Source organism: Pseudomonas sp. 7-41 (assembly GCF_021233075.1).
Classification (GTDB): domain Bacteria; phylum Pseudomonadota; class Gammaproteobacteria; order Pseudomonadales; family Pseudomonadaceae; genus Aquipseudomonas; species Aquipseudomonas veronii.
Genome location: NZ_CP089551.1, coordinates 3,483,317 through 3,506,236 on the forward strand (window position 1 = coordinate 3,483,317; position 22,920 = coordinate 3,506,236).

Below are 22,920 nucleotides of genomic sequence, written 5' to 3' on the forward strand. Positions count from 1 at the left end.
TCTCATTACCGGACACCCATTTAGGTGAGAATACTCGCCAGATCGAGGTGTCAGATGACCAAACAACGCCGTTCCTTTTCTGCTGAATTCAAGCGCAAGGCTGCCGACCTCGTACTCAAGCAAAACTACAGCTACATCGAAGCCAGCCGTTCACTCGGCGTCGGCGAGTCGGCCCTGCGCCGCTGGGTTGATCAGGTTCAGCAGGAGCGCCAAGGCGTCACTCCGCAGAGCAAAGCGCTGACCCCGGAACAGCAGAAAATCCAGGAGCTGGAAGCCCGGATCGCCCGCCTTGAACGGGAAAAATCGATATTAAAAATGGCTACCGCGCTCTTGATGTCGGAAGATCACGAGCGTACGCGCTGATCAATCAGCTGAGCGTCCCGATTGATTGGCTGTGCAAGGTGTTCGAAGTCCCCCGTTCGTGCTACTACGCCCAGCACCTTAGGCGCCGAACGCCTGATGTCGAACGGCTTCGGTTGCGCAGCCGGGTGAGCGAGCTGCTCTCGCAAAGTCGCAGTGCTGCGGGGAGCCGCAGCATCCTGTCGCTGATGCGTGACGACGGTGAGCAGCTCGGTCGATTCAAAGTGCGCAGCCTGATGCGTGAGCTTGACCTCGTCAGTAAACAGCCCGGATCACATGCCTATAAACGAGCGACGGTTGAACGGTTGGATATCCCGAACATCTTGAATCGGGAGTTCGATGTTCTGGCACCCAACCAGGTGTGGTGCGGCGACATCACCTACATCTGGGCCCAGGGGAAATGGCATTACCTGATGCATCGGTACAACTGGATTAGACCGCACCAATTCAACAACGGACTGGCCCCAGCTCAGGACGAGGAAAAACTAACGTCGTGTCCGGGATTAGTTGATCACTACAATGAGAGTGTACAGCTTGCTGAGCTGGTTAATTAACTAAGTGACCGGTTTGATTATCGAGACAGGGCAGACGCCTTCAGAAGGTGGACTTTGCCGTGAGCCGCACTCGCTAGAAGCAATGGCTACAGGATAATCCAGCTCAAACTGATCGAAATCTCTCGCGGGTACATCGGCAAAACGAACGGCGACATTTTCTCGTGTCTCAATTGGCATCCACTATTTTCTGACTGCTGCCTTCGATGTTTTTGGTTCTAAAGGTCACTAATAAATTTCAAAAACTGCTTCCTGTTTTCGTTGGTTAATCTTAAATACTTGTCGAGGCTGTCTATAGCTTCACCTTTGTGCATGTATATAGCATTCTCGATAGAGTTTACACTGGCATCATGCCAATATGGAGGGCCGAACGAGTTAATCCCCCAAAGTGGAGTGGTCCTAATCCTTAAGCCTGTTCCCAGGTCATGGGTTTTTAAGTCTGTAAATGATCTAACAGTTATGTTTCTAAGAGGGGAAGGGGCATCATTTGATGTTGTTATATCTAAAGTGTGGCATTGCTCGCAGCCGATATTAACGAATGTTTTTTCTTGATTTATATCGTAACTTAATTGGCGTCTTGGCGGGGCGCTTGTAAATCTAATAAATGAAAGGATGTCTTGAATGTTATCTTCGGATAATGTGGGGGTGCATTTGTCTGTAGGGGTAGTCGTTTTTGATAGCAGCACTTTGCAACTAGCTTCCGTGTGCAGGCCTAGTTCTGATTCAAACGCTTTTAGTATGAAAATCTCGAGACTACTTTCTTTTGCTAAGGCTCCAAAATAAGGTTGAGCTACACCATTAACTTTCCTTTCTTTGGCAAATTCAATTAGCCCAAGCCCAAATAATGGAGGCGTTCTACGAACTTCTATTTTATCATTTTCATTCGCGTGACTATTTAATCTCTGTAAGACTGCAGCGTTGTTTGAGTTAATATTTACCAGTGCTTGAAGGCTCATGCCACTGCCACCTGGCATCGGAACACTATGACAAGATACGCAACTTTTGGCATTGTGAGGTTTCTGATCTGCTTCCTCCCAGCGCTTAACGAAAAGTTGAAGCCCGCGTTCAAATGCTCGCTCCTCCTTTTTCGTCAAGCCAACAATTGGCTCGCCAAAATACCCTTGAGCATAGGGAGTATTTTGAGCACTTATACTCCCTGATAAAGCTATAGAAAGTCCCGCTATTAATAGCTTTTTCATTTATAGTTTCACATGGGCTCGTGATTATCTTATAAATTCTATTCCGTACGGGGCTTTTCCTACGTTAATAATTTTAATAAGTTTTTCTGTGTCGAGGTCGACGATGACAATCTGGTTGTTGGCCAAGTCTGTAAAAGCAGCAATTTTAGAATCTGCAGAAATTGAAGCATTCTTAGGTGCCCGCTTTATACTCTCACCATTTTCTTGCTGCTGAATTCCTGCCGGGATAAATACCTGCGGAGGGGAAGTACTTGACATCGATGCGCCAGTCTTAAGCAGCGAAAGGTTGTTTGATCTGTTATTAGTGACAAGTAGACTTTTTCCGTCAGGGCTGGCGGCTAGACTCCACGGGTTTCTACCGACCTTAACCGACTCAACAATTTGTATTTTTTTTGAGTCGACTGCCACTACGGAGTGACTAGCGTTTGTTGCAACGTATGCAATTTCTCCATCCCCAGGTGCTACTACCGTGTAAGGTAGAAGACCTACGTCAATTTTTCCAACATGTTGAGCGGATGTTTCACCAAGTTTTACAATGTGTAAATCACCGCTTGCCCAACCAGTTATCATAGCTGTTATATTGTCCTTGGCTACTGCCACTCCGTACGGTTGATTGGTAATTGGAAAGTCATATATTTTGGCTTTTTTGGAAATATCTATTACTGATACGGTGTCGTTTCCTGAATTTGCGACTAAGAGTTTTTTTCCTGAGTCAAAAAGAACAAGGTCGCGAGGTGAGCTGCCGGTCTTTATGGTGTATTTAACTTGTTGTGCCACAACATCAATAACTGCAATCATATCCGTTCCGCTGCAGCTGGCGTAAGCCTCATCTCCTTTGGCGCTGGCTCTGATGTCATATGGTTTTGCACAGCCAGCAGCTTTCAGTGTGTCGATTCTCCAAATTTCTTCCTTGCCACTTTCCCCGCCGATATCTATCAATGCAACCGCGTCGTCTCCCCAATATGTTGTCAAAATCAATCGATTGCCCTTTCCCACTGAGCCCCCTGCTTGGGCTTGTGAAATGGCAAGCAGAAAAAAAATGATAGAGCTTAGAAGGGTTTTCATTCTTTAGCCTCATATTGGATTATTCGGTTTTTGCAATGGTATTGATCCGACGGAAAGGTTAATGCCCTTGCTGTGAATTCTTATCGAGGAAGATTGCGATATTGAAGTATATTGTTTGTAGAGTATGGTTTGTATTGCCTGTTGGTTGAAGCAAAGCACAAATAACTAAAGCTGCAATAGATGCCTAGTAGATATTAATATGAAATTTAGGAGGAGGTGTTATCGCAAAACGAAATTAAGAGCTTAAATTTGAGCAAAGTCCGATCATCGCAACCGCGCTATGGCAATAGGCATCAGTACTGGCGTTGCGTGCTTAGATCCTAGGTTTCCTGTTCGGTAATCTGGTCTGAGCCATCCCTGCACTTGATCAGTAGGCGTATCATCACTCCTGAGCGGTGGGGAACTCCTGCTCGTATAGTCTCGGATTGATGTAAACGTCTCTGAGGAGATGCTCAAGAATGTTCATGGCCAAGCCTAGCTGCGAAGTCCTCTGTGCCGTCAACTCGTGTGCAGCCTCGTTTCCCAGCGCTCTTACCTTGTGCAGGATTTTCGCGTTCTGAGGGTTAAGAATCCCTCGGGACGCCAAGTCTTCAATTTGATAGTAGAGGTTATTCCCCTTCGCCTGCTTCTCCTTGCATACGCCTTCCAGGAGGGCACGCATCCCGATTGCGGCTAGTACGGGCAGGCCACCAGTGAGTGCCTTAAGTGATTCCTCATAGATGGCTTTGAGAGGCGGTGGCAGCCACCAGAGGTCAAGCCCTAACTTGCCAACTCCCTCCATACGCGGTGGGTACAGGTTTTCAGTCACGAAAGGCTGCAGTTGGCCATCATCATCGTAATCACGGTCTTCTGAGTCGCCAGATACCATGCGAAACGAAAACGTCTTGCAGCCTTGGCATTGGATTATCTGGTTTTCGGCCCACCACTCATGGATGTTATGCAGGTCTTCATGAGAGGACTCGACACCAGCTGAGCAGACCACGCGGTGAAACGTCTTTGCACAACATTTACCGCAAGGCAGTTCAAGTTCATGGCCTTCACTGGCGTGCTGGGTGTATTTGGTCGATGTCTTCATCGTGCCCATTTCCTAGGGGATTGTGCAAAACATATCCTGCCTTCCGCCGGAGGGGTAGGGTTGTGAGCGTATCGAGACCACCTTACTGAGCTTTGCGCTTTGATCTCCACGCTATCCGCCGTCATTTACCGTTATGCTGGCGAAATGGTATTGTCGCTTTCGCGACTCGCCGGCACAGGAGACGTCAGCTTGGGAGCCCTTCAAAAATCGTCGCCCTTTCTATCTAGGTTTGCGACGCCTAGGACAGGAGAAGACAGTATCCCGGGCTTTTATTCTCCGGAGCTCCAGATGTGGGCAGTCGATGCCCCGGATGGCGAAGTCCCAATCATCGCCGATGGCGCGCTGTGTGAGCTGATGACCAAGACCAAGGTCAACGCAGAGCAAGATGACGAGGCGTCATGGCAGATAGAACTTTTGACCAAGACCTATCAGAAGGTCGAAAGCGATGACGACGATCCCAGTCCTTATCGAGGTCAACCGGATGATTCAGGCCAGCCGCATCGGTTCGACTCGAGCAACCATCTGCTGCAACTCTTGACCAAAACCGATGCGATCACTGAGCGCGACGATCGGTGCAATGCCAACCACATCCTTGAGCTGATCACAAAGACCAACGTTGAGCTGGAGCGTGATGACAATGGAGATCCTACCTTCGGCTTGGACACCTGTTATTACTCGGACTGATCTGGAAGCGTCTCATGCTGTTGTTGGTGACAAATCGTCGTGATATCACGATGGACTACGTGGTTGCTGAGCTCCGCCGGCGCGGCCAGCCTTTTGTCCGACTCAATACCGAACAATTGCCCGAAGCGATGTGTTCGATGGCAGGATTTCCCCGGGACGCTTGGTCTATCTCACTGGAAGGGGTGGTTGTCCGTGGTTCGCAGATAGCTGGGGCCTATTTCCGTAGGCCGGGAGCTCCTGTTGTACCGGACGCGGTAACGGATCCTGGCGAGAGGGCCTATATTGAGGCGGAGTGGAGCAGCTTTCTCAAAAGCCTCTACTCCCGCTTGGATGGGCGATGGCTTAACTCACCTACGAAGATCTTCATGGCTGAAGACAAGCCGATGCAGCTCCTCCTCGCGCAGGAGATTGGCTTCCATGTACCACAAGCATTCATCACGAACGACATCTCATGTGCTAGGGCCATCTCTTCCCTCGGCCACGCCATTGGCAAGCCTCTGCGTCAAGCGGTGCTTGAAGGCGAGACGGAGCGCGTCATCTTCACCTCGCGACTCGCTGAGATTGAGGATGATCAAGCGGAAGCGATCAGGCTGACCCCATTCATTGTGCAATCAGAGATCTTGAAGCAATACGATGTGCGAGTGACTGTCGTGGGTGAGCGGGTTTTTGCGACGGCGATCTGGTCGCAAGATAACGAAGAAACGGAAACCGACTGGCGCAAAGGTAGTCGTCCTGATCTTCGGCACGAGAAAATTGTTCTCGAGCGTCGCGTTCAACGTCAGTGCGTGAAGCTCGTTCAGCGCCTAGGCCTTCGTTACGGAGCTATCGATTTGGTGTGCGACAGATCCGGCAAATTGTGGTTCTTGGAGATCAACCCGAACGGGCAGTGGGCCTGGATCGAGAATCTAACAGGTTATCCTATTGCTGCGGCGATTGTGGACGAGCTGACGGTGAACATCATTGCTTAAGTTTAAAGGCTGGCTCCAATGGGTATGGCCGACTCTAATACCATTGTCACCTAGTGAGCAGGCAGAGGAAGCGGAGTGGAGGCAGGGGGTTGTTGAATCTGTTCGAGAGGGGGATTGGTCGAAAGACAGCGACGTGGTGCTGGACGAGTCGCGGCGTATTTTCGATGCGGAAGTTGACCGCCGCAGAGGAGCAGACGCGAAAGCGGGTATTTACCTGGCCGCTATCACGGCGCTGATCCCCGTTTTGGCTTCCCTGCTGCCAACCCTTTGGAGCGACAAGTCGAACAAATGGCTAGGCTGCATTGGACTCATCCTATTTGGATTGGCAGTAGCCTTCTTGCTACGCGCCGGGGCTTGGGCATTTAGAACGCTGAAAGTCGCCGGGTTCACTCAGCTCGGCCCACGTGAGCTAGCGAATACTTGGAAAGAAAGCTCGCCCAAAGCGGGCTTAGCCAAACAGCTTGCCCGCGCGGTTCTACATAACTACACGCTGGTCAACGAAAAGGTGACCGGCATCAAAATGACTCATGAATATCTGCTTCGAGCCTTTTTGACTTTCACTATTCTGCTGGTGCTCCAAATGATGTGGCCGGTTGGGGCCTGGGTCATCGAGGAAAGTATCAAGCTGTTGGGGATTCCAGCCCCGACTCCCCTGATTATGTGCTATTCGTGACCTCATGAATCCGGAAAGTTGATCACTGAACGTATTGCGTCATCTCAGTATTTCTAAGATTTTAAGTTCCATATTTTTATTGGCCGGAAAGAAGTAGGTTGTTATTATGGTCAGTCATGATCAGCAAGCTTGAATGGACGACCTCCGGTAAAGCAGCCAAGTAATCTTGAAGGCAGCCAAGTAAGCTTGCCTCTCGAGTGACACCAAGAGCTTGATAGGAGTTTGTTTTCTTCAAGCGCACAACTAGACAAGGAAAGTAAATGAGCATAGATCTACTTAGGAATAAAATAGACATCGAGCGCGGGGCGAGTCTATCATCTTTTGAGATCAAAAGACTTGGTGCGACAAATCTGATTGAGACGAGAGAGCTGGATGCGAAAGCTCTTGGAGGATTTATTGCTTTTATATGTACTTTAAACTGCACCACCGAACTCGAAGGCTACTACGAATCTGACAAGGTCAAAATTGATATTCCGATAACTGAAGGGCTACTCAAGGCCTTTGGGCACCCGCTTATTACTGTGAATTTTTCACGCGACGAGAGCACCGGCTGGGAATTATTCCACCTGATGTTCAAACTGGCCGGTAGTAGGGATAGCGTTCCACACTTCCTGCGGCTTGAGGCAAACTTGTTCGACTTGAGCGATCAGGAACTCGAAACTCAAGAAAAACTGACTCTTCATAGTATGGATCTTAAGACATTTGATAAACGGGCGCAGGTGATTGCGATCTCGACCTATATTGAAGCCATGGTGACTATCGTCAGCGAGAAAAGCCTAGCGACACCTGAGTTCAGGGAGTCTTGGCGAGAGCGTGTGAGACCTAAAAAAGCGAATGGCAAAAGAGGTAAGATTACACCGAATTTCTCTACGCACATCGAACACCTTAAAGAAAATGGAATACTTACGTTAAGCTTATGTGATGCTGTAGATAAACTACGGCTTGCACGCAATGTTTCTGCTCATAACTACAAAATCTTCAAGGGTGGCGAGGGTGGCTCGCCAGTTGACCATATAGAAGTTACGCACTTGGATGAAGAGTTCATATCGAAATCTCGTGAGTTTATTGCCGTTTGCAAGGATATTTTTGGGGCGATTCCTAAAGCGCTAGGGAGCAATAAGTTTCAGCGTTATTCTGAGATTTTGGCCGGTGAAATCAGCAAGTCTACGAGTTTGGAATCCGTGCTTGTTTTGGGGGTTCGGCACTCCGATGAAGTGGAAGAGATTTTTGGGTGAGTGTAAGGCGTGACACCTCATCCTCGTGCAATTTAACGATCGCCTAGAATGAAGGTAAATTAGTGAATTGCGTAGATTGGGACTGATTGCGGTTAGCGAGGAGAAGCCTGCTCTTATCAGGGAAATGGCGGCAATCCCAACAGCGCGCGCTTGGGGTGCCAAACCTCGTAAGCTGATTATGTGAGGCCGGCGGAGTACAATACATCCGGTCTTACCATGTCGCCCTAGACCCCGGATTGGTACCGCTGGAAGCGGGGGGCGACCATTCAGCTGTGTCACAAGAACTCTCTCTTACCTTGTCGACAACCGTTTTCATGTTGTCGTAGATGCCGCGACGCGGCACGCCACCTAACGCTCCGAACGAGCGCGTATGTGCATCGAATAGCGTCTCGTGACCTTGGCTAGGGGATGCAACCAACCAGAATGCGCGACTGGCGCACAGCTTCATGTGAGAGACCTGGATGCGTCGAAACTGGCCTCCGATCAGCAGCCCTTCTTCGCTCCAGTCAAATTGAAAAGCTTCACCGAGCGCAAACGTCAGCGGTACAAAAGCGCGTGAAGACTTGCCTTGTTCACCTCGCCACGAGCGTACAAACGCCGTGAGCTGGCTGTAGCCGCCGTCATAACCCTCGGCCTTGATCTGCTCGAAAAGTGCTTTGGCGCTTCTGCGATTGTGCTTTGCCCGGAACGAATCGGCTTTCAGCGCCTGTTCCAGCGTGTCGTGGAAAGGGTTGAGTTTGTTGAAGGTCGCGCACCGCTGGTACGCCGGCTGAGTAGCTTCGGGCGCTCTGACCCATTTTCGGATGGTGTTTCTCGACAGCCCGGTACGCTTGGCTATCTGGTGCAGCGAGAGCTTGTCGCGGAAGTACATCCGCCGGATTTTTCCCAACATTCCCATGCTGATCACCCTGTGTTCTCCTGCTCGGAAAGTGAGCAGAAGCAGTTGAACACCTGGGTCAGTTTTCGGTCAGCGGCAACATCGTCACCGCAACCACCCAATTTCGCGAGATCACGTGAAGCCCATTGCTCACCGCAAAGGCACTTGGGGAGAGCATGATGGCCAGCTAAATTTCAGGTTCATACTTGAAGCCTACGGCTTCCCAATCCCGCCAGTCAGGATTCGCGCCGTCAACCCATCGAACGTCTATGGCGGTCGGGTTGCTCAATGCTCCACTCCCTCCCTGATACCAGGCTCCGGTTACTTTCCCATTTGCTTCGACGGCCAAGGGCATAAAATTGGAATGAAATGAAGGAGGGCGTGATTGTTTCCATCTAGGAACCAACAGATTTCTGACCCGCTCGTGCTCTTGGCGTTGGAGCTCATGGAGCACAGGGACCAGCTCGCTGAAGCCACATCGTACTGAGATCTCTGAGAACTTCTTGAAACCCACCGATTTCTGGGGTTCCGCCACATTGAAGTCCAATGTCCTGCCGCTGCACAAGTAGAATTCAGCCTCGGAAAGATTCAGGTGCGTCACGCTCACTTCGGGATCTTTTTCAACAACCGCGAGGATGTAGTATTGGGCGGGAAAGACTTTTTCGACTTTGTTCTTGTCTTTAGCCATATTCCATCTACACGTTTTATTGAGCCTCCAGTTTTCGCGATTGCTCGTACTTTTAATTTCAATCGTCACTCCCCATGTCAGCTGCAAGTCAAAGACATCACCATGGGGTTGGTTACTGTAGAAAGGTGCCAAGCTCTTAGCTAGCTGTCCTGGGCGCGGAATTTGGTGCGTCAAGTCCAGCACCCGGTCCAACACTATTTCGTCGACGTGATCTATCAGGTGTCGAGCCAGAATGAATTCAATCATGACACCGCGAATGACGGGAGTCGTGATGTTCGAAAATGCCCAATCCCAAAACTCCCCAACATCATAAGCGAGACGTTGATTGTCAAAAGAAAATTTCAGGTCTCTCGTTACTTTGGGGGACATGGTACACCGGTATTTGGAAGGGGCCGCATTGTAGCCATGGGTACTTGGCCAATCCAATCTGCGCGGAATTTTTAAACTGCTGGGAGTCGGCCAGCAATCTCCAGTGCGGTGTATTTCCGTGAATGCAATGTCGGAGCTGCAATTAAAGGACATTCGGATGATCGGCCTGGAACACTTACTGTACCGGCTCCTGCCGCAGATCGAGAATGCAGCCCCCGCGCGGTAAGAGTAGTGGAGTCATCTGGGCATACCGTATGATGGCGACACCTTTGTCGCTCGGTGCCGCTTCGCAATGTCAATCGCTCCGCTTGATAGGCTCATATCTATATCATCAGGCCCTGACGAGTACAAAGACGCCCAGCGCCTAAGTGATCTGGCCGAGGCCCCCTATGTTGTATTGTTGGGCGCGCCTGGCATGGGCAAGACTGTGGCGTTCGAGCATTTTGCGGAGCGAGCGGGTGAATCGTGCATTTCTGCCTTTTGGTTTCGCCGCAAAGATCTTTCTGATGCCACGACGGTGTTTATCGATGCTCTCGATGAAGTCCCCATACAGAACGCCATTGAGATTGCAAAGTGCTTAGAAGAGCTACCGTCGATGCGATGGCGAGTGAGTTGTCGAGCGGAGGACTGGAACGAGGGTGGAAAGCTCAGCAAAGCGTTCGGTCAGGGGCTGGCAGCCCTTGACGAGGCCCCCGTCGTGGCTCAGTTGCAACCTCTCAGTGAGGAGGAAGCAGTCGCAGTGCTCACAGCGTTTGGCTGCTCAGAGCCCATCACGCTCCTCTCCACACTGCAGACGCTGCGATCGACGCCCTTCGTGCTATCCCCGCTGGGGCTGAAGTTTCTCATGAGCGTAAAGCCCGAACGGTTGCCGTCGCTCACCCGTTTCGAACTGTACGAGTCCGGTGCACGCCATTTCGCTACCGAGCACAACCCCTCCAAGGCAGAAGACCGGCAAGACGGCGAACCTGCGCCCGATGTCGTCCTAGACCATGCCGGGCGCGTCTTTCTGACTCTGCTCCTGGCCGGAAAGCATGGCTTGCAGCGATCTGCTCCTGTCGCAGACACCATGCTGTCGGTGCATGACGCGGGGCTTGACCCGATCGCTCGTGAGACCGTCCTGGACACCGCGCTGTTCATGAAGAAGGGCGAAGACTTCCTGCCCTTTCATCGCAGCATCCAGGAGTTTCTGGCCGCGCGCTACCTGGCTCGCTTGGTGACAGGCGCCCTCGGGGTCGCAAGACTACATATCGAACGCGCGGTTGCACTGTTGGTGTCGGTCGATGGATTGCCATCCGAAGGTCTGAAGGCGCTGTATGCCTGGTTCACCTGTCACCTGGTCAACGAGGGTGCACTACACCACGCCCAACGGCTGGTCCAGCGCGACCCGGAAACGCTGTTACTGCATGGCGATGCGGCCACACTTCCCGTTGCGTCCCGCGTCACCGTACTGCAGGAAGTTGGGGCACGCGATCCGTTTTTTCGCTGGACTCCGGAGCAGTGGGGCCCGGCGCGGATCTGTTCCGTGGGACTTGTTACCCCGGACCTTGCGCCGCTGGTGATTGAGCTGCTGCAAACAGAGGCGTCCACGCACCGACTCAGCATATTGCTGGAGGCGTTGTCGACCGGGCCGGCGCTGGCCTCCACCGCTAACGCCTGCTGGAGCGTCGCGTTACGCCAGAGTGACGTGCAATGGTGCCGAGAGCAGGCTATTGATGCCTGGCTACATAATGCAGTGACCTCAGCGGATGACATTTGGGGGCGGATCGACGAGCTCTGTTCCTCTGGGGAGACGTCGCGCGGTCACTTGCGCAGCATCGCACAACTTTTTTGCGCGATCCCTGCGCAACAGTTGTTGGTCGGCGACGTGGAGCGGGTTCTGGCTAGCCTGCAAAGAGCCAATAATGCACTTCTTCCGCGAGCTGCGCCGGAAGATGGACGTATGGAGAGCACCTACGCGATCAGGGACATCGCCTGGCATGTGGCAGCAGATTTGTGGCGCCCCCTGATTTTGGATACACCGAAGCGCTGGCGGCTACAGGCTGGCATGGGTGCCTTGGAGCACAAATTCGCCTCGGTGCTGTGCATCGCGGCCTTGTCGCACGAGGGCGTAACCGCGAAAGAATTCGCGCACATGATGGTCGCTACCGGTGTGATCACTGGGGCCGAGTCAACCTTCAAGAAGGCTGCCGGAGAATGGTTGATCGCTCGATCCACCTCCGAGGAGGTATTGCACGCGTTGCTTTTGATTGCGGACCAGGACGTAGCCGATAGCGGGTCGCTTGCCCTCGGACTGCGAGCGCTTGGCTTGAAGCCTAGCGAGACGCTGGTGCGCCTGATGCTGAACTCCGATCCACTGATATCCAGCGTCGGTTCAGCATACGTCGGCAGACAGGTGGGTATCTGGGCGCTGGAACGAGGGGAGCCTGTACCGGACTGGCTGATCCCGGTACTCCACGAGAGCCCGGGTGCTGCTGCTGACGCCGGCCTGCAATACGTGCGGCTACACGTCGAAGAAGAATCGGAGCGGCAAGCGCACCAAACGGATAGCGTCGAGCAGTGGTTAGTCCGTCAAATAGCCGAATGGCAGTTGCAGTTACCCTCAGTGGTCGCAGGCGAGGTCGACGGGGCCTTGTACTGGGGAGCAGAAGTCTATTGCGGTAGTCGCCCGATCACGGGTCGTCATGGAAGCGGGATAGAAGCGCTCCGGGAGGTGTTCGGTGAGTCGCTAGCTCAGTCCATACTTGAGGGGCTCGCCCGTGTGTGGTCGAAGGGCGAGCATGAAGATGACCGCGGGGCTAGCGGGGCCTTCACAGCCGCATCCGCTTCCATACACCTGGCGGGCGGGCAGGATTTCTCCGAGGAACCTGCGGGACGAATTCTCCAGGTCCTTTTCGCCACAGTGTCGATGCGGGATGCCTATCTAAAGGAACGCTTAGAGGCCTGCTGCATTGATCAACTCAATCGATCGCTCATAGACGATCCTGCTTATTTTTGTCAGCTCGCCCATAAGCGAGACGCCAGTTGGAATACGCTTTTGTACAAGCTGCGAGAGCATCCAGCGCAGTCCCCGTTACATTCGTGGGCCGTGCAGGTGGCATTGGAGCAGCCCGATACGCTGAGTGGAAGTCTTCTAGACAGCGTGCTTCGGCTGGCGGAACTGAATGTTGAAGCAACAGCACTGACGCCGCTGTTGACTGATGTGCTGTCCCATTGGTCGAACCAGGGCGACGGTACTGATGCTTTGATCACTGGTAGCGATCGGCGCGGCGCTGACCGTCTGCGCTGGGCATACTTTGCCGTCTGCCTGCAGTCGGATGTGTTCAGCAATGACTTCATACATGCCCTGGACGAGACGGAGGACGCCGCCATTCACCGGGTGATCTTCGACGGATACCCCAACTGCAGTTATTGGCGGACGCCGACGTCCACGCTGGCCGTCAGCCGCCTCCTGTTCCAGCGCACCCCTTTGATGCAGGGGTACTTTGAGCGCGTGTGGCCGGACACCGTGAAAGTATTGAAAGCCGTTTCGTCGTCGGATGAGCCAGGCGTCGAGACGATCCTTTTGGAACTGCTCATGGATGCTAAAGGTACACGTTGGATTGATACCATCAGGCACGAGCTTGAGCTCTACAGGCGAGATGTCCGATCGCAAACACAGAAGCTACTCTCCCCGACAGATCTGGCAAAGGTGCTCAGCGGCAGAGGCCCTATCAATGCGCAGGACCTGAAGGCTTTGGTGCTGTTGATCCTTGAGGAAGTCGCCGCCGAGTTGCAGCCTTCTCCACATAACCTGTGGAGGCTTTTTTGGGACAACAACAAGCCCAAGGTCGAGAACGATTGCCGAGACGTGCTGGCCGGCAAGCTCAGAGACAAACTTGTCTTTTTTGGTAGCTTCGAGGTGTCCCCTGAAGCGGCGTCATCCGGCGGAACGCGGGCGGACCTGCTTGTTACTCACGGCCCATTTACCGTGCCGGTCGAAGCAAAACGGACGAGTCATACACATCTCTGGTATGGGCATATCGGTCAGCTTCAGACCTACACATGGGCGAACAGTACCGAAGGTCAAGGCATTTATGTGATCTTCTGGTTCGGTAATGCGCTTGGTGTGACGCCGCCTCCAGCAGGCATAAAACCCGAAAAACCTGAAGCGTTGAAGGCGGCACTGGAAGATCTGCTGCCAGCCGAACTAGCTGCTACAACGTCAGTGGTGGTACTGGATGTCTCCAATGCCGCGCAGGCAGCGAAAGTGCGAAAGGACAGCGAGTTCAATAAGGCGAAAGCAGCCAAGCCACGGGCACCAAAAAAACTCAAAAAATTGAAAGCTGTGGCAGAAGAACTCCCTCCAAGGAAGTGAAGGCAACGACACCTAAGAGTTGCCCATCTCGCTGACCCCACTTATGACCTAAGGAGCAACAATGTTCGTAGGACCTGATCAGTACACCACGACCCTAGAATGCATGGTCGCTGATGAGCCAGCACTCGATGTGGCCGTTGCATTTTGGGGGCAGGGTGCCGATAGCCGTATCCACCCTGAACGAGCCCCATGAAAGACAGGACACCGTTTCCCCTTACGATAAGGGATAGGCAAACGGTTATGTTTATGACTAACAGCAACGATAAGAGTGGTGAGCTTTTGGGTCAGGAGCGGCGACGCCGCTGGAGCCCGGAGCAAAAACTGGCCATGGTTCGCGAGAGCCTTGAGCCAGGGCAAAGTGTGTCGGTCGTCGCTCGGCGCAACGGCATCAATGCCAACCAGTTATTCCTGTGGCGCAAGCTGTATCAGGACGGCAGCCTGTCGGCGGTCAGTGCTGGCGAAGCCGTGGTGCCTGCCTCGGAACTGAGCGATGCGCTCAAGCAGATCCGTGAACTGCAACGGATGCTGGGCAAGAAAACGATGGAAGCCGAAATCCTCAAAGAGGCCGTGGAGATCGCCCGGTCGCGAAAATGGATTGCGCACTCACCCTTGTTGCCGGGGGACGACCAGTGAAGCTGGTCAGCGAATGTCTCGGTGTGGCGCGCTCGCAATTAACGGTTCGAATCAAGCAATCGGTATCGCCCAAGACACGGCGAAGCAGACCTGTGGACGACGCTGAGTTGGTGGTTGAAATCCAACAGCAGGTCAGCGAGTTGCCCAGCTATGGCTACCGTCGTGTCTGGGGATTACTGCGTCGGGAACGTGAAACCCATTCGCTACCGGCGATCAATGTGAAGCGGGTTTACCGGGTCATGCGTGATCACAACTTGCTGCTGGAGCGTCGACTCAAACAGCCCGGCGTGCCGCGTCGGCACGAAGGCCGTATTGCCGTGAAAACCAGCGATACGCGTTGGTGCTTTGACGGCTTTGAGTTCCGCTGCGAGGATGGCGCCAAACTGAGCGTGACCTTCGCCCTCGATTGCTGTGATCGCGAAGCCATCGGCTGGGTGGCAAGCCCGACCGGGTACAGCGGCGATGATATCCGCGACTTGATGCTGGAAAGCGTGGAGAAGCGCTTCGGTGATCAATTGCCCACCACGCCGGTGCAATGGCTAAGCGACAACGGCTCGGCGTACACCGCCGAACAGACACGCCTGTTTGCTCGACAGATCGGCTTGCAGCCGGTGACCACGCCAGTTCGCAGCCCGCAGAGCAACGGCATGGCTGAGAGCTTCGTGAAGACGATCAAGCGTGACTACGTGGCGCACATGCCCAAACCGGATCGGGAAACGGCGTTGCGTAACCTGGCAATTGCCTTCGAACATTACAACGAGCAGCATCCGCACAGCGCTTTGAACTATCGCTCGCCGAGGGAGTTCAGGCGCTTGGCGGCAGCATCAATTTAACGGGGAGTAGGTGTCCGGTTTTACAGGGGCTAATCCACCAAGGCATCTCCTCAGCAACACTGATGTGCACCACACCTGATATGTTCGATACACCTGCGCGGCGAGATGCCTTTAAGCTTGTGGCTAGCCAGGCACAATTGCTTCGTTTCGGTGGGGACTGCTATGCGTACTGCATTCTGGCTTCGGGCTTCGTTGATGTGATTATCGAGGCCAGTCTGCAGCCATACGACGTACAGGTGTTGATACCGATCATTGAAGGTGCGGGCGGAGTGATTACCGCCTGGGATGGCAGCACAGCTCAGAATGGCGGGAGTGTCGTTGCATATCCTTCACTGCATACCCAATTGGTGAAGTTGCTGAGGCACGCTGTCTGATTCGAGTAGGAGGCTTTCTCACTTGTGGTCTCCATAGCTTCTGATTCGGCAATGGTAACGTGCTTTTGCGTACAGGCTCAGAGCACAGCGAGCAATCGTTCGAGCTGTTCACGCTCCGAGGCGCTCAATAGGTCAACAGGATCCGCTCCGTTGCGTTGTCATGATTCAAGTGTTCCGATTCGGTCGTCAGGCGACCTGCAGTACTCGCAGTAGTCGAGGGTGTCGCAATCATTGAAGAGTGTGAGTCGCCAGCCATCAGTCTCCACAGGCATGAGGCCGTGATAGATATCATTCCATGACTGGACGGAGCTTCGCACCATGACGCGTTTGCCAAGCGTTGGTAGACCTCGCGGGAAATCAGAGGAGGGGATGTGTTCAAATCAGTCTCCGTTTGAGTCATGGGACACGAACGGGTTGCCTGCCGAGGGTTACTCATCGGTAGGAGCAGAAAAAGCCTATCGACAAGAAACCCACTTAAGACTGTGCCATTGTGACAGATGTCCATTGAGTCGTTTTAGATCCCGGGATCAGGCTTATTCGACGTATGGGGTGTCGCCCCGTTTGAGGAATTTCAATCTAGTTGAATCGCCCTGGGTTTCGTAGACACCTCCATGCCTTAAACTGAGGCCAATCAGGAGGTGCCATGAGCAACCCACGTTATCCCGAAGAATTCAAAATCCAAGCGGTCAATCAAGTGACCGAAAAGAAGCTGCCTGTCGCTGATGTGGCGGCGCGTCTTGGCGTGTCGTCGCATAGCCTCTATGCCTGGATAAAGCGCTACAGCAAACCTCAAGAAGAACGGAAGCAGGATGATGATCAGCACGCTGAACTGCGTCGTCTGCGAGCCGAACTCAAGCGGGTCACCGAAGAGCGAGACATCTTAAAAAAGGCCGCCGCGTACTTTGCCAAGGAGTGCGGTTGAAGTACGCCTTTATCAAGCAGCGAGCGGGCGACTATTCCATTCGACGGCTTTGCCTGACGCTGAAAGTCCATCCCAGCGGTTATTACGCCTGGCTGTCTGAGCCGCAATCTGTACGCGCCAAAGACGACCAGCGACTGCTGGGTTTGATCAAGCATTCCTGGCTGGAGAGCGGCGGCGTTTATGGCTATCGCAAAGTCCATGACGATCTGCGCGAAGTCGGTGAGGATTGTGGTCGGCATCGTGTGGCGAGGCTGATGCGTCTTGAAGGTCTGCGCTCTCAGACAGGGTATCGACGCCGCCCTGGCAAATACGGCGGTAAGCCAGCCGTCGCCTCACCCAATTTACTGAAGCGCCAGTTTGATGTCGTAGAACCCAACAAAGTTTGGGTCACCGACATCACTTACATTCGTACGTATGAAGGCTGGCTGTATTTGGCAGTGGTGCTGGATCTGTTTTCTCGTCAGGTCGTTGGCTGGTCAATGAAGTCGCAGATGACCAGTGATTTGGCCATTGATGCGTTATTGATGGCGGTTTGGAGGCGAAAACCGAAACAGGAGGTGATGGTTCACTCCGACCAAGGCAGCCAGTACAGCAGCTCCGATTGGCGCAGTTTTTTGAAAGCGAACAATTTGGTTGCCAGTATGAGTCGCCGAGGCAACTGTCATGACAACGCTGTGGCCGAGAGCTTTTTCCAGCTTCTGAAACGGGAACGGATCAAGCGGAAAATCTACACCTCGCGGCAAGATGCTCGTAGTGATGTATTTGATTACATCGAGATGTTCTACAACGCAAAACGCCGCCATGGTTTCAACAATCAGCTGTCACCGGTAGAGTTTGAAAAACGTTACACAATGAGCTTGCAAGGTGTCTAGAGAATCCGGGGCGATTCAAGTTGTTTGCAGTGCCCAATCATCCTTTTCGTGAAGATCGGGCACATAGTGTATTGGATTCTTTTACCTTTAGCTCAAGAAACATTCAAAAAATGGCTCATCGGCTGTGCACAAAAAACAAAAGTGGGATAGGCCATTTCTTAGATTAAAGCCTAGGCCTCGTCCTATATAAGGGGTGAAGGTTTCAGAAGCGCTTCATCTGCACCCTTTGAGTCCAATGTGTCGTCAGGCTTTTCCAAAACAATGGCTGAAAACAACGTGATGAACAACGATTGTTCATCCTCTCTAACTACAGGAAGTATTTTTTCCAGAGCCCTTCGAGTCTGATCGAGAGAGGCCGCGATAGGGAGCTCATCGAAGTTTTGCTCAAGCATCTGTAGTTTTTCCAGCATCTGACTTCTGAAGGTTTCGTTAATGAAGCCTTTTTGGAAGACGTCCTCTAGAAAATCCAGAGCTTTATTCAGTTCCTTGTTTTTCAAGTATGCCATCGCTAGTTTGTCGATGGTCAGCAGGAAACCTACAAATTTATTTTCTTGCTCAGTAGGTTCGTGATTTTCTGGCGAGATTTGGCCGGTCAAGACTCTATATTGATGGTCTTGGACATCGTCCAAGTAGGCTCTGACTTCGACGTTGTCCACAGAGTCAAAGTCCATGAGTTCTTCAAGGATCCGAACCCTATAAACGGGTGGAAGTGTGCTGAAAACCGTGGGGATCCAAGGGTGAGAAGTGAATCCGTTTTTCTTAAAGTAGGACAGAATCGTCCACTCGCAGATTCGGCTCAAGTCGCTCAGGCTTACGGAAATAGCATCGTCTGAGAGCTGCTTGTGTTTGTCTTGATGTGCACCCTTGTTGCCTAAAAGTCTTATAGCCCGGATTCGTTCGTTGATATCTGCTGGAAAGAAGCACGCAAGCAGCTCCAGTTGTCCACTTAAACTGCTACGGCGCCAGTCGGATTTTTTGTCTGGATCAATAATGTGGACAAAGATGGTTTCGACAATGTTTTCTAGACAGCTTCGAATACTCGACACCTTGTGGTAGGGGACGGTAGAAGCTTTTTCATCTAGAAAATACACCAGTGCAGACTTGGGCATTAAAGGGGTATTTTCATGTCCTTGCATGATTCGGATCCTTAGGGAAATGTTATTCGGCGTTTCTGTGACATGACGAAGCGATAACCTGAAGCGCTTTCCAACGTCATTATAGGGCTCGGTCTGACTTGGAAGTCGACGAAATTTGATTCATCCCACGTTTCGTAGACACATTCAAACGATGCTTTGGGCCAGTTTTCACAGGTCATTATTATTTTGCTGGGTGGTCAGATCAAAATCAGATGCTCGGTCAGAAAGGGGCAATGATTGACCATGGCGACTATACCGTGAATCGGAGATTATTTTTTTACACCCGGCCGACCTCCTTTTTGGCCCCCTCTGTTAGAGTCAGTGCTCTGTTCAACCACAACGCAAAGGGAAAGGTAAATGACGGTTGAGACTCTACTTGCTTCAACTCAATACAGCGACTTGAAGGGTGGCGCTGCCGCTGACCGTTCCGATAAAGGAGGCCCTTCGGAATGGCTTCGCCAAAACGCGCACATGACCGACGACGAATTCTTGGTCGGCATCGACTTTAGCGTCGGTGAAAATCACGGAGTACATCGCGATCCGGTAAACGTTTCTTTTTTGATCATAGAGGCGCGCGGTTTCGACAACGTGGCGGCACATATCGCCGCCCTTCCGACCGATGACCCACTCGAATTGCGTCGCGTGTCCATAGATATGGCGCTGGTCGATTTCTTCGCTCTTTTCAAACGGTTCAACGTAACGCTCACGCCGCTAGATACGATGCAAGGTCGGGTCTATCACATAGCCGATTAAGGCATATTTTGGCCGGACGCCGCTACATAAGCAACCGGCCGTCCTACCGACGAGATACTACGATGGATGATTCGCAGCATCGTGACGTATATGCCCATTTCGGCTTAGCTATGTATTTGGCCCAATGCCTTGAGCAATCCATATTCGTGCATTTGATGTTCTTCGATTTTTTTCCTCGAAACGTCAAGAATTTCAAGGAACAAGAGCGCTGGCAGCAAGATTTCGACCGGTACGAATCCGAAGAGCTTGGTAAGACGATGGGGCGGTTAATTCAGGCCTTCAACGATGCGGGGCAGCCGACCGACGAAATCAAGGTCGTTTTGACAAATGTACTGGTTCAACGGAACCGGCTTGCGCACAAATATTTTTCGGAAAAATCCATTGCCTTCATGACTGAATCCGGGCGTAGCGAGATGATTACCGAACTTGAATCTATTCAGGAGATGTTCGGCACTGCGATGGCAATGATTGATGCGATTACTATGCCGGTAGCTCGCTCTTACGGTTTGACTGAAGAAATGCAAAGGCGTGTGATGGAAGAAATGATGACATCGCAGAGCAATAATGCTTCCGACTAAGTGAGGAGGAGAAGGGCACTCGTTGCTTCGGGCAAAGTCTGGCTTCGGGTTTGCTTTACGCAGCGAATATCCAGTGTATCTATTTTTTTGGGGGCATCATGGGCAACACATTCGACAGGGTGGTAGGTTAGCGGAAATTTAATATTCACCTTCCCACGGACGGCTCTCATGATCGAACACGTTTCTCTCAAAGGTGTCACCAGCTATCCCTCAGATGCATCCGTCAAACTCGGGCCGCTCAAGCGCGTCAACCTCATCTACGGACTGAATGGCAGCGGAAAATCCACAATCGCCAACTACCTTCAAGACCTCGCACATAAGGACTATCAGCAGTGTCAGGTTACGCCAGCAATCGGTCAGGATCAGTTGTTTGTCTACAACCAGGCGTTTGTAGAGAAGAATTTCCATCAGGAAACCCAACCAGGGATCTTCACACTCAACCAGGATAACATCGAAGCGGAGGCGGCGATCCGCGACGATGAACAACGCTTGGAAGATACACAGCTGCAACGCAAGGGGATCGCCGAGAGCCGGCAAGAATTTGCCGACCTGCGGGTCAAGGAGGATGACCGTTACAGGGATTTGCTATGGGATATCAAGAAAGGACTCGATCAGGACAGCCTTTACTACTGCTTTGACAAAGTTCACAAGGACAAGGCGAAGTTCAGAGGCAACCTCGAAAGTGTGGCGCTTAATAAGGGCGCGACTCGCACGGCGGTAGAACTGGCCGAAGCAGCACAGACTCTGCAGTCTTCCGACGGCGAGCTTCTGCCTGAGCTGGTGCTTATTTCCTTCAGTGCGTCCACAACTGAAGCCCATGAGATTTTTGGTGAGGTCATTACACCTTCAGGGGATTCGTATCTGGCCGGGTTGATTGAAAAGCTCGGAAACTCCGATTGGGTTAAAAACGCGATGCCCCTCGTTGCCAAAGCCGAAGGGCAATGTCCGCTTTGTCAGCAAACCATGCCCCATGACTTCCAGGCCCATGTAAAACAGCTCTTCGATAAAAGCTACGACGATAAAATCGATAAACTGCGCTTGCTCAAGAACGCGTATGAAGGGGCTACCCATTCGTTGCTGGTCACCTTGGAGGGGGATTCCTATAAGAACTCAGCCATCCAGAGCGATCCTGCATTTGTGAAGGCCAAGGCAGACCTGATTAAAGCTTTTGCTGATAACGTCGCGAAAATCAGCGATAAGCAAGCTTCTATCTCGAAGGTCGTCACGCTTCAATCGACCACCGACATCATTGAAGAACTCAACGATGCTATCAAGGCGCAGCAGATCAAGGCTGAGGAGTACAACGAACGGATCAACAAGAAAGATCAGTTGCTCAAAGCGATCAACGAGGAGCTATGGCAGCTCATGCGCAAGCAGGCTGATCCCATCATCTTGACGCATAAGGAAGCTGATAAAGATTTTGAGGCGAAGCTTAGGGAGTGCGAAGAAAAGCTAGATGAGCTCGATGACGAAGCCAAGGTTATTGAGGCGTCCATATCAACGCATCGATCGCAAATCACGAATATTGAAGAGTCGGTTATAAACATAAACGACGCACTCAGCAGTATAGGTCTCAGCGGTTTTTCGATCGAAAAAGAGCCTGGCGATCAAACCAGCTACCGGCTTGTCCGCCCTCACGGGACAGAGGATGTCTTTCAGTCACTGAGTGAGGGTGAGAAAACCTTGGTAACGTTCCTCTACTTCCTGGAGCTCTGTGTAGGAAGTGTCAAGGCTGACTCCCCTGTGGTCTTGGGAAATCGCGTCGTTGTCATTGATGACCCGATCTCCAGTCTGTCCCACAACTACGTCTATGAGGTGGCCGCTCATATTTATCATCGCATTCTGCGGCCCGAAGCAAACTTCAAAAAGGTTCTGGTTCTGACTCATAACCTGTTTTTCTTCCACGAGCTCCTCAAAAATGCACCGCTTGGGATTGTTAACAAATACAAGTGTTTCAGGGTTGTGAAAGGGGAATTCAGTGATATTTCGGAGCTGGGCCATGGCGAAATCAAAAACGATTATGAGACGTACTGGCAGGTGATCAAGGACGCGAGCCAGGCAAAGGTACATGCCGCCGTGCTCCCTAACATGATGCGTAACGTGCTGGAGCACTATTTTGGCTTCATCCACAAAAGGGACGATTTACTCAAGGCTCTGGAATCCCTGGAGAAGGAAGATAGTGGAGAGTTCAAGCCGCTCTATCGGTACATCAACCGTCAATCGCACGGCACCGCGATCAACATCACTGACTTTGGTGGCTGGGAGGCCAACAAACTCATTGAAAAATTCAAGTCTGTTTTCGTTGAGTCCGGATATCCCGAACACTACAGCATGATGATGGGAGAGGCAGAGGAGGGCGATGCTGGAGAGGCTTGAACCGGACTCCGGGTATGAGCCCCTGAGACAGTGCTCCTTAGGTGAAATTCTTCGGTCTTCAGCATCGGCGATGGGGGAGGACGTAATGACTTCCTCGTTCATAGAAAAGCTCCGTGCACTGATGGCTAAAAGCTATTTTCTGCTTCCCCGCTACAACCTGTCCTGTTAGTATGGCCGCGCAGCTACCACCAACGGATTTCCATTTCCATCCTGCCTGACCTCCCAGCCCGCATAGCTTTGCGCATGGGGCGCAAAGGCTATCAGCGGCAACGCTGAGAAAAAATGGAGATATCGTCATGACTATTCATGCCAAAGTCGTACCTGTACGACAATACGAACGTTTCC

General features: G+C 52.1%; 16 protein-coding genes and 3 pseudogenes. 12 read left to right on the forward strand and 7 right to left on the reverse strand.

The genetic code is table 11. The features are described from left to right. Positions 1-54: 54 nt before the first annotated feature. Positions 55-773, forward strand: a pseudogene (locus tag LQ249_RS15505) (IS3 family transposase); the annotation flags it as partial. Between the two features lie 356 nt (positions 774-1,129). Here the strand turns inward: LQ249_RS15505 and LQ249_RS15510 are convergent. The 3 genes from LQ249_RS15510 to LQ249_RS15520 form a co-directional block, all read right to left on the reverse strand. After that, a complete protein-coding gene (locus LQ249_RS15510) occupies positions 1,130-2,110 on the reverse strand; it encodes a di-heme oxidoredictase family protein (protein WP_232565589.1) in 981 nt (326 codons plus the stop codon). Positions 2,111-2,134: 24 nt separating this feature from the next. Next, on the reverse strand, positions 2,135-3,175 hold the full coding sequence (locus tag LQ249_RS15515) for a YncE family protein (RefSeq protein ID WP_232565590.1): 1,041 nt from the start codon (positions 3,173-3,175) through the stop codon (positions 2,135-2,137). A gap of 382 nt (positions 3,176-3,557) precedes the next feature. Then, the gene (locus tag LQ249_RS15520; RefSeq protein WP_232565591.1) at positions 3,558-4,250 is read right to left on the reverse strand and encodes a DUF4145 domain-containing protein; all 693 of its coding nucleotides are present in this window, start codon (positions 4,248-4,250) and stop codon (positions 3,558-3,560) included. A gap of 288 nt (positions 4,251-4,538) precedes the next feature. Here LQ249_RS15520 and LQ249_RS15525 point away from each other — a divergent pair, with 288 nt between their 5' ends. The 4 genes from LQ249_RS15525 to LQ249_RS15540 all read left to right on the forward strand — a co-directional run bounded on the left by LQ249_RS15525 (position 4,539) and on the right by LQ249_RS15540 (position 7,810). Beyond that, on the forward strand, positions 4,539-4,934 hold the full coding sequence (locus LQ249_RS15525) for a hypothetical protein (RefSeq protein ID WP_232565592.1): 396 nt from the start codon (positions 4,539-4,541) through the stop codon (positions 4,932-4,934). Between the two features lie 14 nt (positions 4,935-4,948). Continuing rightward, a complete protein-coding gene (locus LQ249_RS15530; RefSeq protein ID WP_232565593.1) occupies positions 4,949-5,902 on the forward strand; it encodes a hypothetical protein in 954 nt (317 codons plus the stop codon). Next, complete coding sequence (locus tag LQ249_RS15535) at positions 5,895-6,575, forward strand: hypothetical protein (RefSeq protein ID WP_232565594.1); 681 nt, start codon at positions 5,895-5,897, stop codon at positions 6,573-6,575. The genes LQ249_RS15530 and LQ249_RS15535 overlap by 8 nt, the downstream gene beginning before the upstream one ends. Positions 6,576-6,835: 260 nt before the next feature. Continuing rightward, entirely contained in the window at positions 6,836-7,810 is a 975-nt protein-coding gene (locus LQ249_RS15540; protein ID WP_232565595.1) for a hypothetical protein, read from the forward strand. Between the two features lie 286 nt (positions 7,811-8,096). Here LQ249_RS15540 and istA read toward each other — a convergent pair. Together istA and LQ249_RS15550 are read right to left on the reverse strand one after the other, a co-directional pair. Beyond that, positions 8,097-8,708, reverse strand: a pseudogene (gene istA / locus LQ249_RS15545) (IS21 family transposase); the annotation flags it as partial. A 166-nt stretch (positions 8,709-8,874) separates the two neighbouring features. Next, positions 8,875-9,744 (reverse strand): hypothetical protein, encoded by an 870-nt coding sequence (locus LQ249_RS15550; RefSeq protein ID WP_232565596.1) that lies wholly within the window; start codon positions 9,742-9,744, stop codon positions 8,875-8,877. Between the two features lie 415 nt (positions 9,745-10,159). On the opposite strand from LQ249_RS15550, the gene LQ249_RS15555 reads away from it, so the two are divergent. The 3 genes and pseudogenes from LQ249_RS15555 to LQ249_RS15565 all read left to right on the forward strand — a co-directional run. Next, positions 10,160-14,098 carry a hypothetical protein gene (locus tag LQ249_RS15555; protein WP_232565597.1) on the forward strand — a complete coding sequence of 1,313 codons (3,939 nt, stop codon included), beginning with the start codon at positions 10,160-10,162 and terminating at the stop codon, positions 14,096-14,098. Positions 14,099-14,344: 246 nt separating this feature from the next. Beyond that, positions 14,345-15,564, forward strand: a protein-coding gene (locus LQ249_RS15560; RefSeq protein ID WP_442962255.1) for an IS3 family transposase whose coding sequence is annotated in 2 segments (ribosomal slippage) — positions 14,345-14,690 and positions 14,690-15,564 — 1,221 coding nt in all. Because the reading frame shifts where the segments join, the coding sequence is not laid out codon by codon here. Between the two features lie 44 nt (positions 15,565-15,608). Then, positions 15,609-15,938: pseudogene (locus tag LQ249_RS15565) on the forward strand (inositol monophosphatase family protein); the annotation flags it as partial. A gap of 158 nt (positions 15,939-16,096) precedes the next feature. Here LQ249_RS15565 and LQ249_RS31795 read toward each other — a convergent pair. Continuing rightward, entirely contained in the window at positions 16,097-16,258 is a 162-nt protein-coding gene (locus tag LQ249_RS31795) for a DUF7693 family protein (RefSeq protein WP_442962244.1), read from the reverse strand. A gap of 323 nt (positions 16,259-16,581) precedes the next feature. On the opposite strand from LQ249_RS31795, the gene LQ249_RS15570 reads away from it, so the two are divergent. Further along, positions 16,582-17,732, forward strand: a protein-coding gene (locus tag LQ249_RS15570) for an IS3 family transposase (RefSeq protein WP_169864916.1) whose coding sequence is annotated in 2 segments (ribosomal slippage) — positions 16,582-16,816 and positions 16,816-17,732 — 1,152 coding nt in all. Because the reading frame shifts where the segments join, the coding sequence is not laid out codon by codon here. 182 nt (positions 17,733-17,914) lie between these two features. On the opposite strand, the gene LQ249_RS15575 is transcribed toward LQ249_RS15570, so the two are convergent. Then, a complete protein-coding gene (locus LQ249_RS15575; protein WP_232565598.1) occupies positions 17,915-18,868 on the reverse strand; it encodes a hypothetical protein in 954 nt (317 codons plus the stop codon). Between the two features lie 357 nt (positions 18,869-19,225). Here LQ249_RS15575 and LQ249_RS15580 point away from each other — a divergent pair, with 357 nt between their 5' ends. The 3 genes from LQ249_RS15580 to LQ249_RS15590 all read left to right on the forward strand — a co-directional run bounded on the left by LQ249_RS15580 (position 19,226) and on the right by LQ249_RS15590 (position 22,575). Beyond that, on the forward strand, positions 19,226-19,621 hold the full coding sequence (locus tag LQ249_RS15580; RefSeq protein ID WP_232565599.1) for a hypothetical protein: 396 nt from the start codon (positions 19,226-19,228) through the stop codon (positions 19,619-19,621). Positions 19,622-19,683: 62 nt separating this feature from the next. After that, the gene (locus LQ249_RS15585; protein ID WP_232565600.1) at positions 19,684-20,199 is read left to right on the forward strand and encodes a hypothetical protein; all 516 of its coding nucleotides are present in this window, start codon (positions 19,684-19,686) and stop codon (positions 20,197-20,199) included. Between the two features lie 168 nt (positions 20,200-20,367). Further along, positions 20,368-22,575, forward strand: a complete 2,208-nt coding sequence (locus LQ249_RS15590) for an AAA family ATPase (RefSeq protein WP_232565601.1) — start codon at positions 20,368-20,370, stop codon at positions 22,573-22,575. Positions 22,576-22,920 lie beyond the last annotated feature (345 nt).

Excerpts from the sequence above, each read along its gene's own strand:
- LQ249_RS15530 (WP_232565593.1), top strand. The coding sequence starts at position 4,949 with ATGCTGTTGTTGGTGACAAATCGTCGTGATATCACGATGGACTACGTG.
- LQ249_RS15525 (WP_232565592.1), top strand. The coding sequence starts at position 4,539 with ATGTGGGCAGTCGATGCCCCGGATGGCGAAGTCCCAATCATCGCCGAT.
- LQ249_RS15585 (WP_232565600.1), top strand. The coding sequence starts at position 19,684 with ATGGATGATTCGCAGCATCGTGACGTATATGCCCATTTCGGCTTAGCT.
- LQ249_RS31795 (WP_442962244.1), bottom strand. The coding sequence starts at position 16,258 with ATGGTGCGAAGCTCCGTCCAGTCATGGAATGATATCTATCACGGCCTC.
- LQ249_RS15555 (WP_232565597.1), top strand. The coding sequence starts at position 10,160 with ATGGGCAAGACTGTGGCGTTCGAGCATTTTGCGGAGCGAGCGGGTGAA.
- LQ249_RS15575 (WP_232565598.1), bottom strand. The coding sequence starts at position 18,868 with ATGCAAGGACATGAAAATACCCCTTTAATGCCCAAGTCTGCACTGGTG.
- LQ249_RS15550 (WP_232565596.1), bottom strand. The coding sequence starts at position 9,744 with ATGTCCCCCAAAGTAACGAGAGACCTGAAATTTTCTTTTGACAATCAA.
- LQ249_RS15515 (WP_232565590.1), bottom strand. The coding sequence starts at position 3,175 with ATGAAAACCCTTCTAAGCTCTATCATTTTTTTTCTGCTTGCCATTTCA.
- LQ249_RS15510 (WP_232565589.1), bottom strand. The coding sequence starts at position 2,110 with ATGAAAAAGCTATTAATAGCGGGACTTTCTATAGCTTTATCAGGGAGT.
- LQ249_RS15540 (WP_232565595.1), top strand. The coding sequence starts at position 6,836 with ATGAGCATAGATCTACTTAGGAATAAAATAGACATCGAGCGCGGGGCG.
- LQ249_RS15590 (WP_232565601.1), top strand. The coding sequence starts at position 20,368 with ATGATCGAACACGTTTCTCTCAAAGGTGTCACCAGCTATCCCTCAGAT.
- LQ249_RS15520 (WP_232565591.1), bottom strand. The coding sequence starts at position 4,250 with ATGAAGACATCGACCAAATACACCCAGCACGCCAGTGAAGGCCATGAA.
- LQ249_RS15580 (WP_232565599.1), top strand. The coding sequence starts at position 19,226 with ATGACGGTTGAGACTCTACTTGCTTCAACTCAATACAGCGACTTGAAG.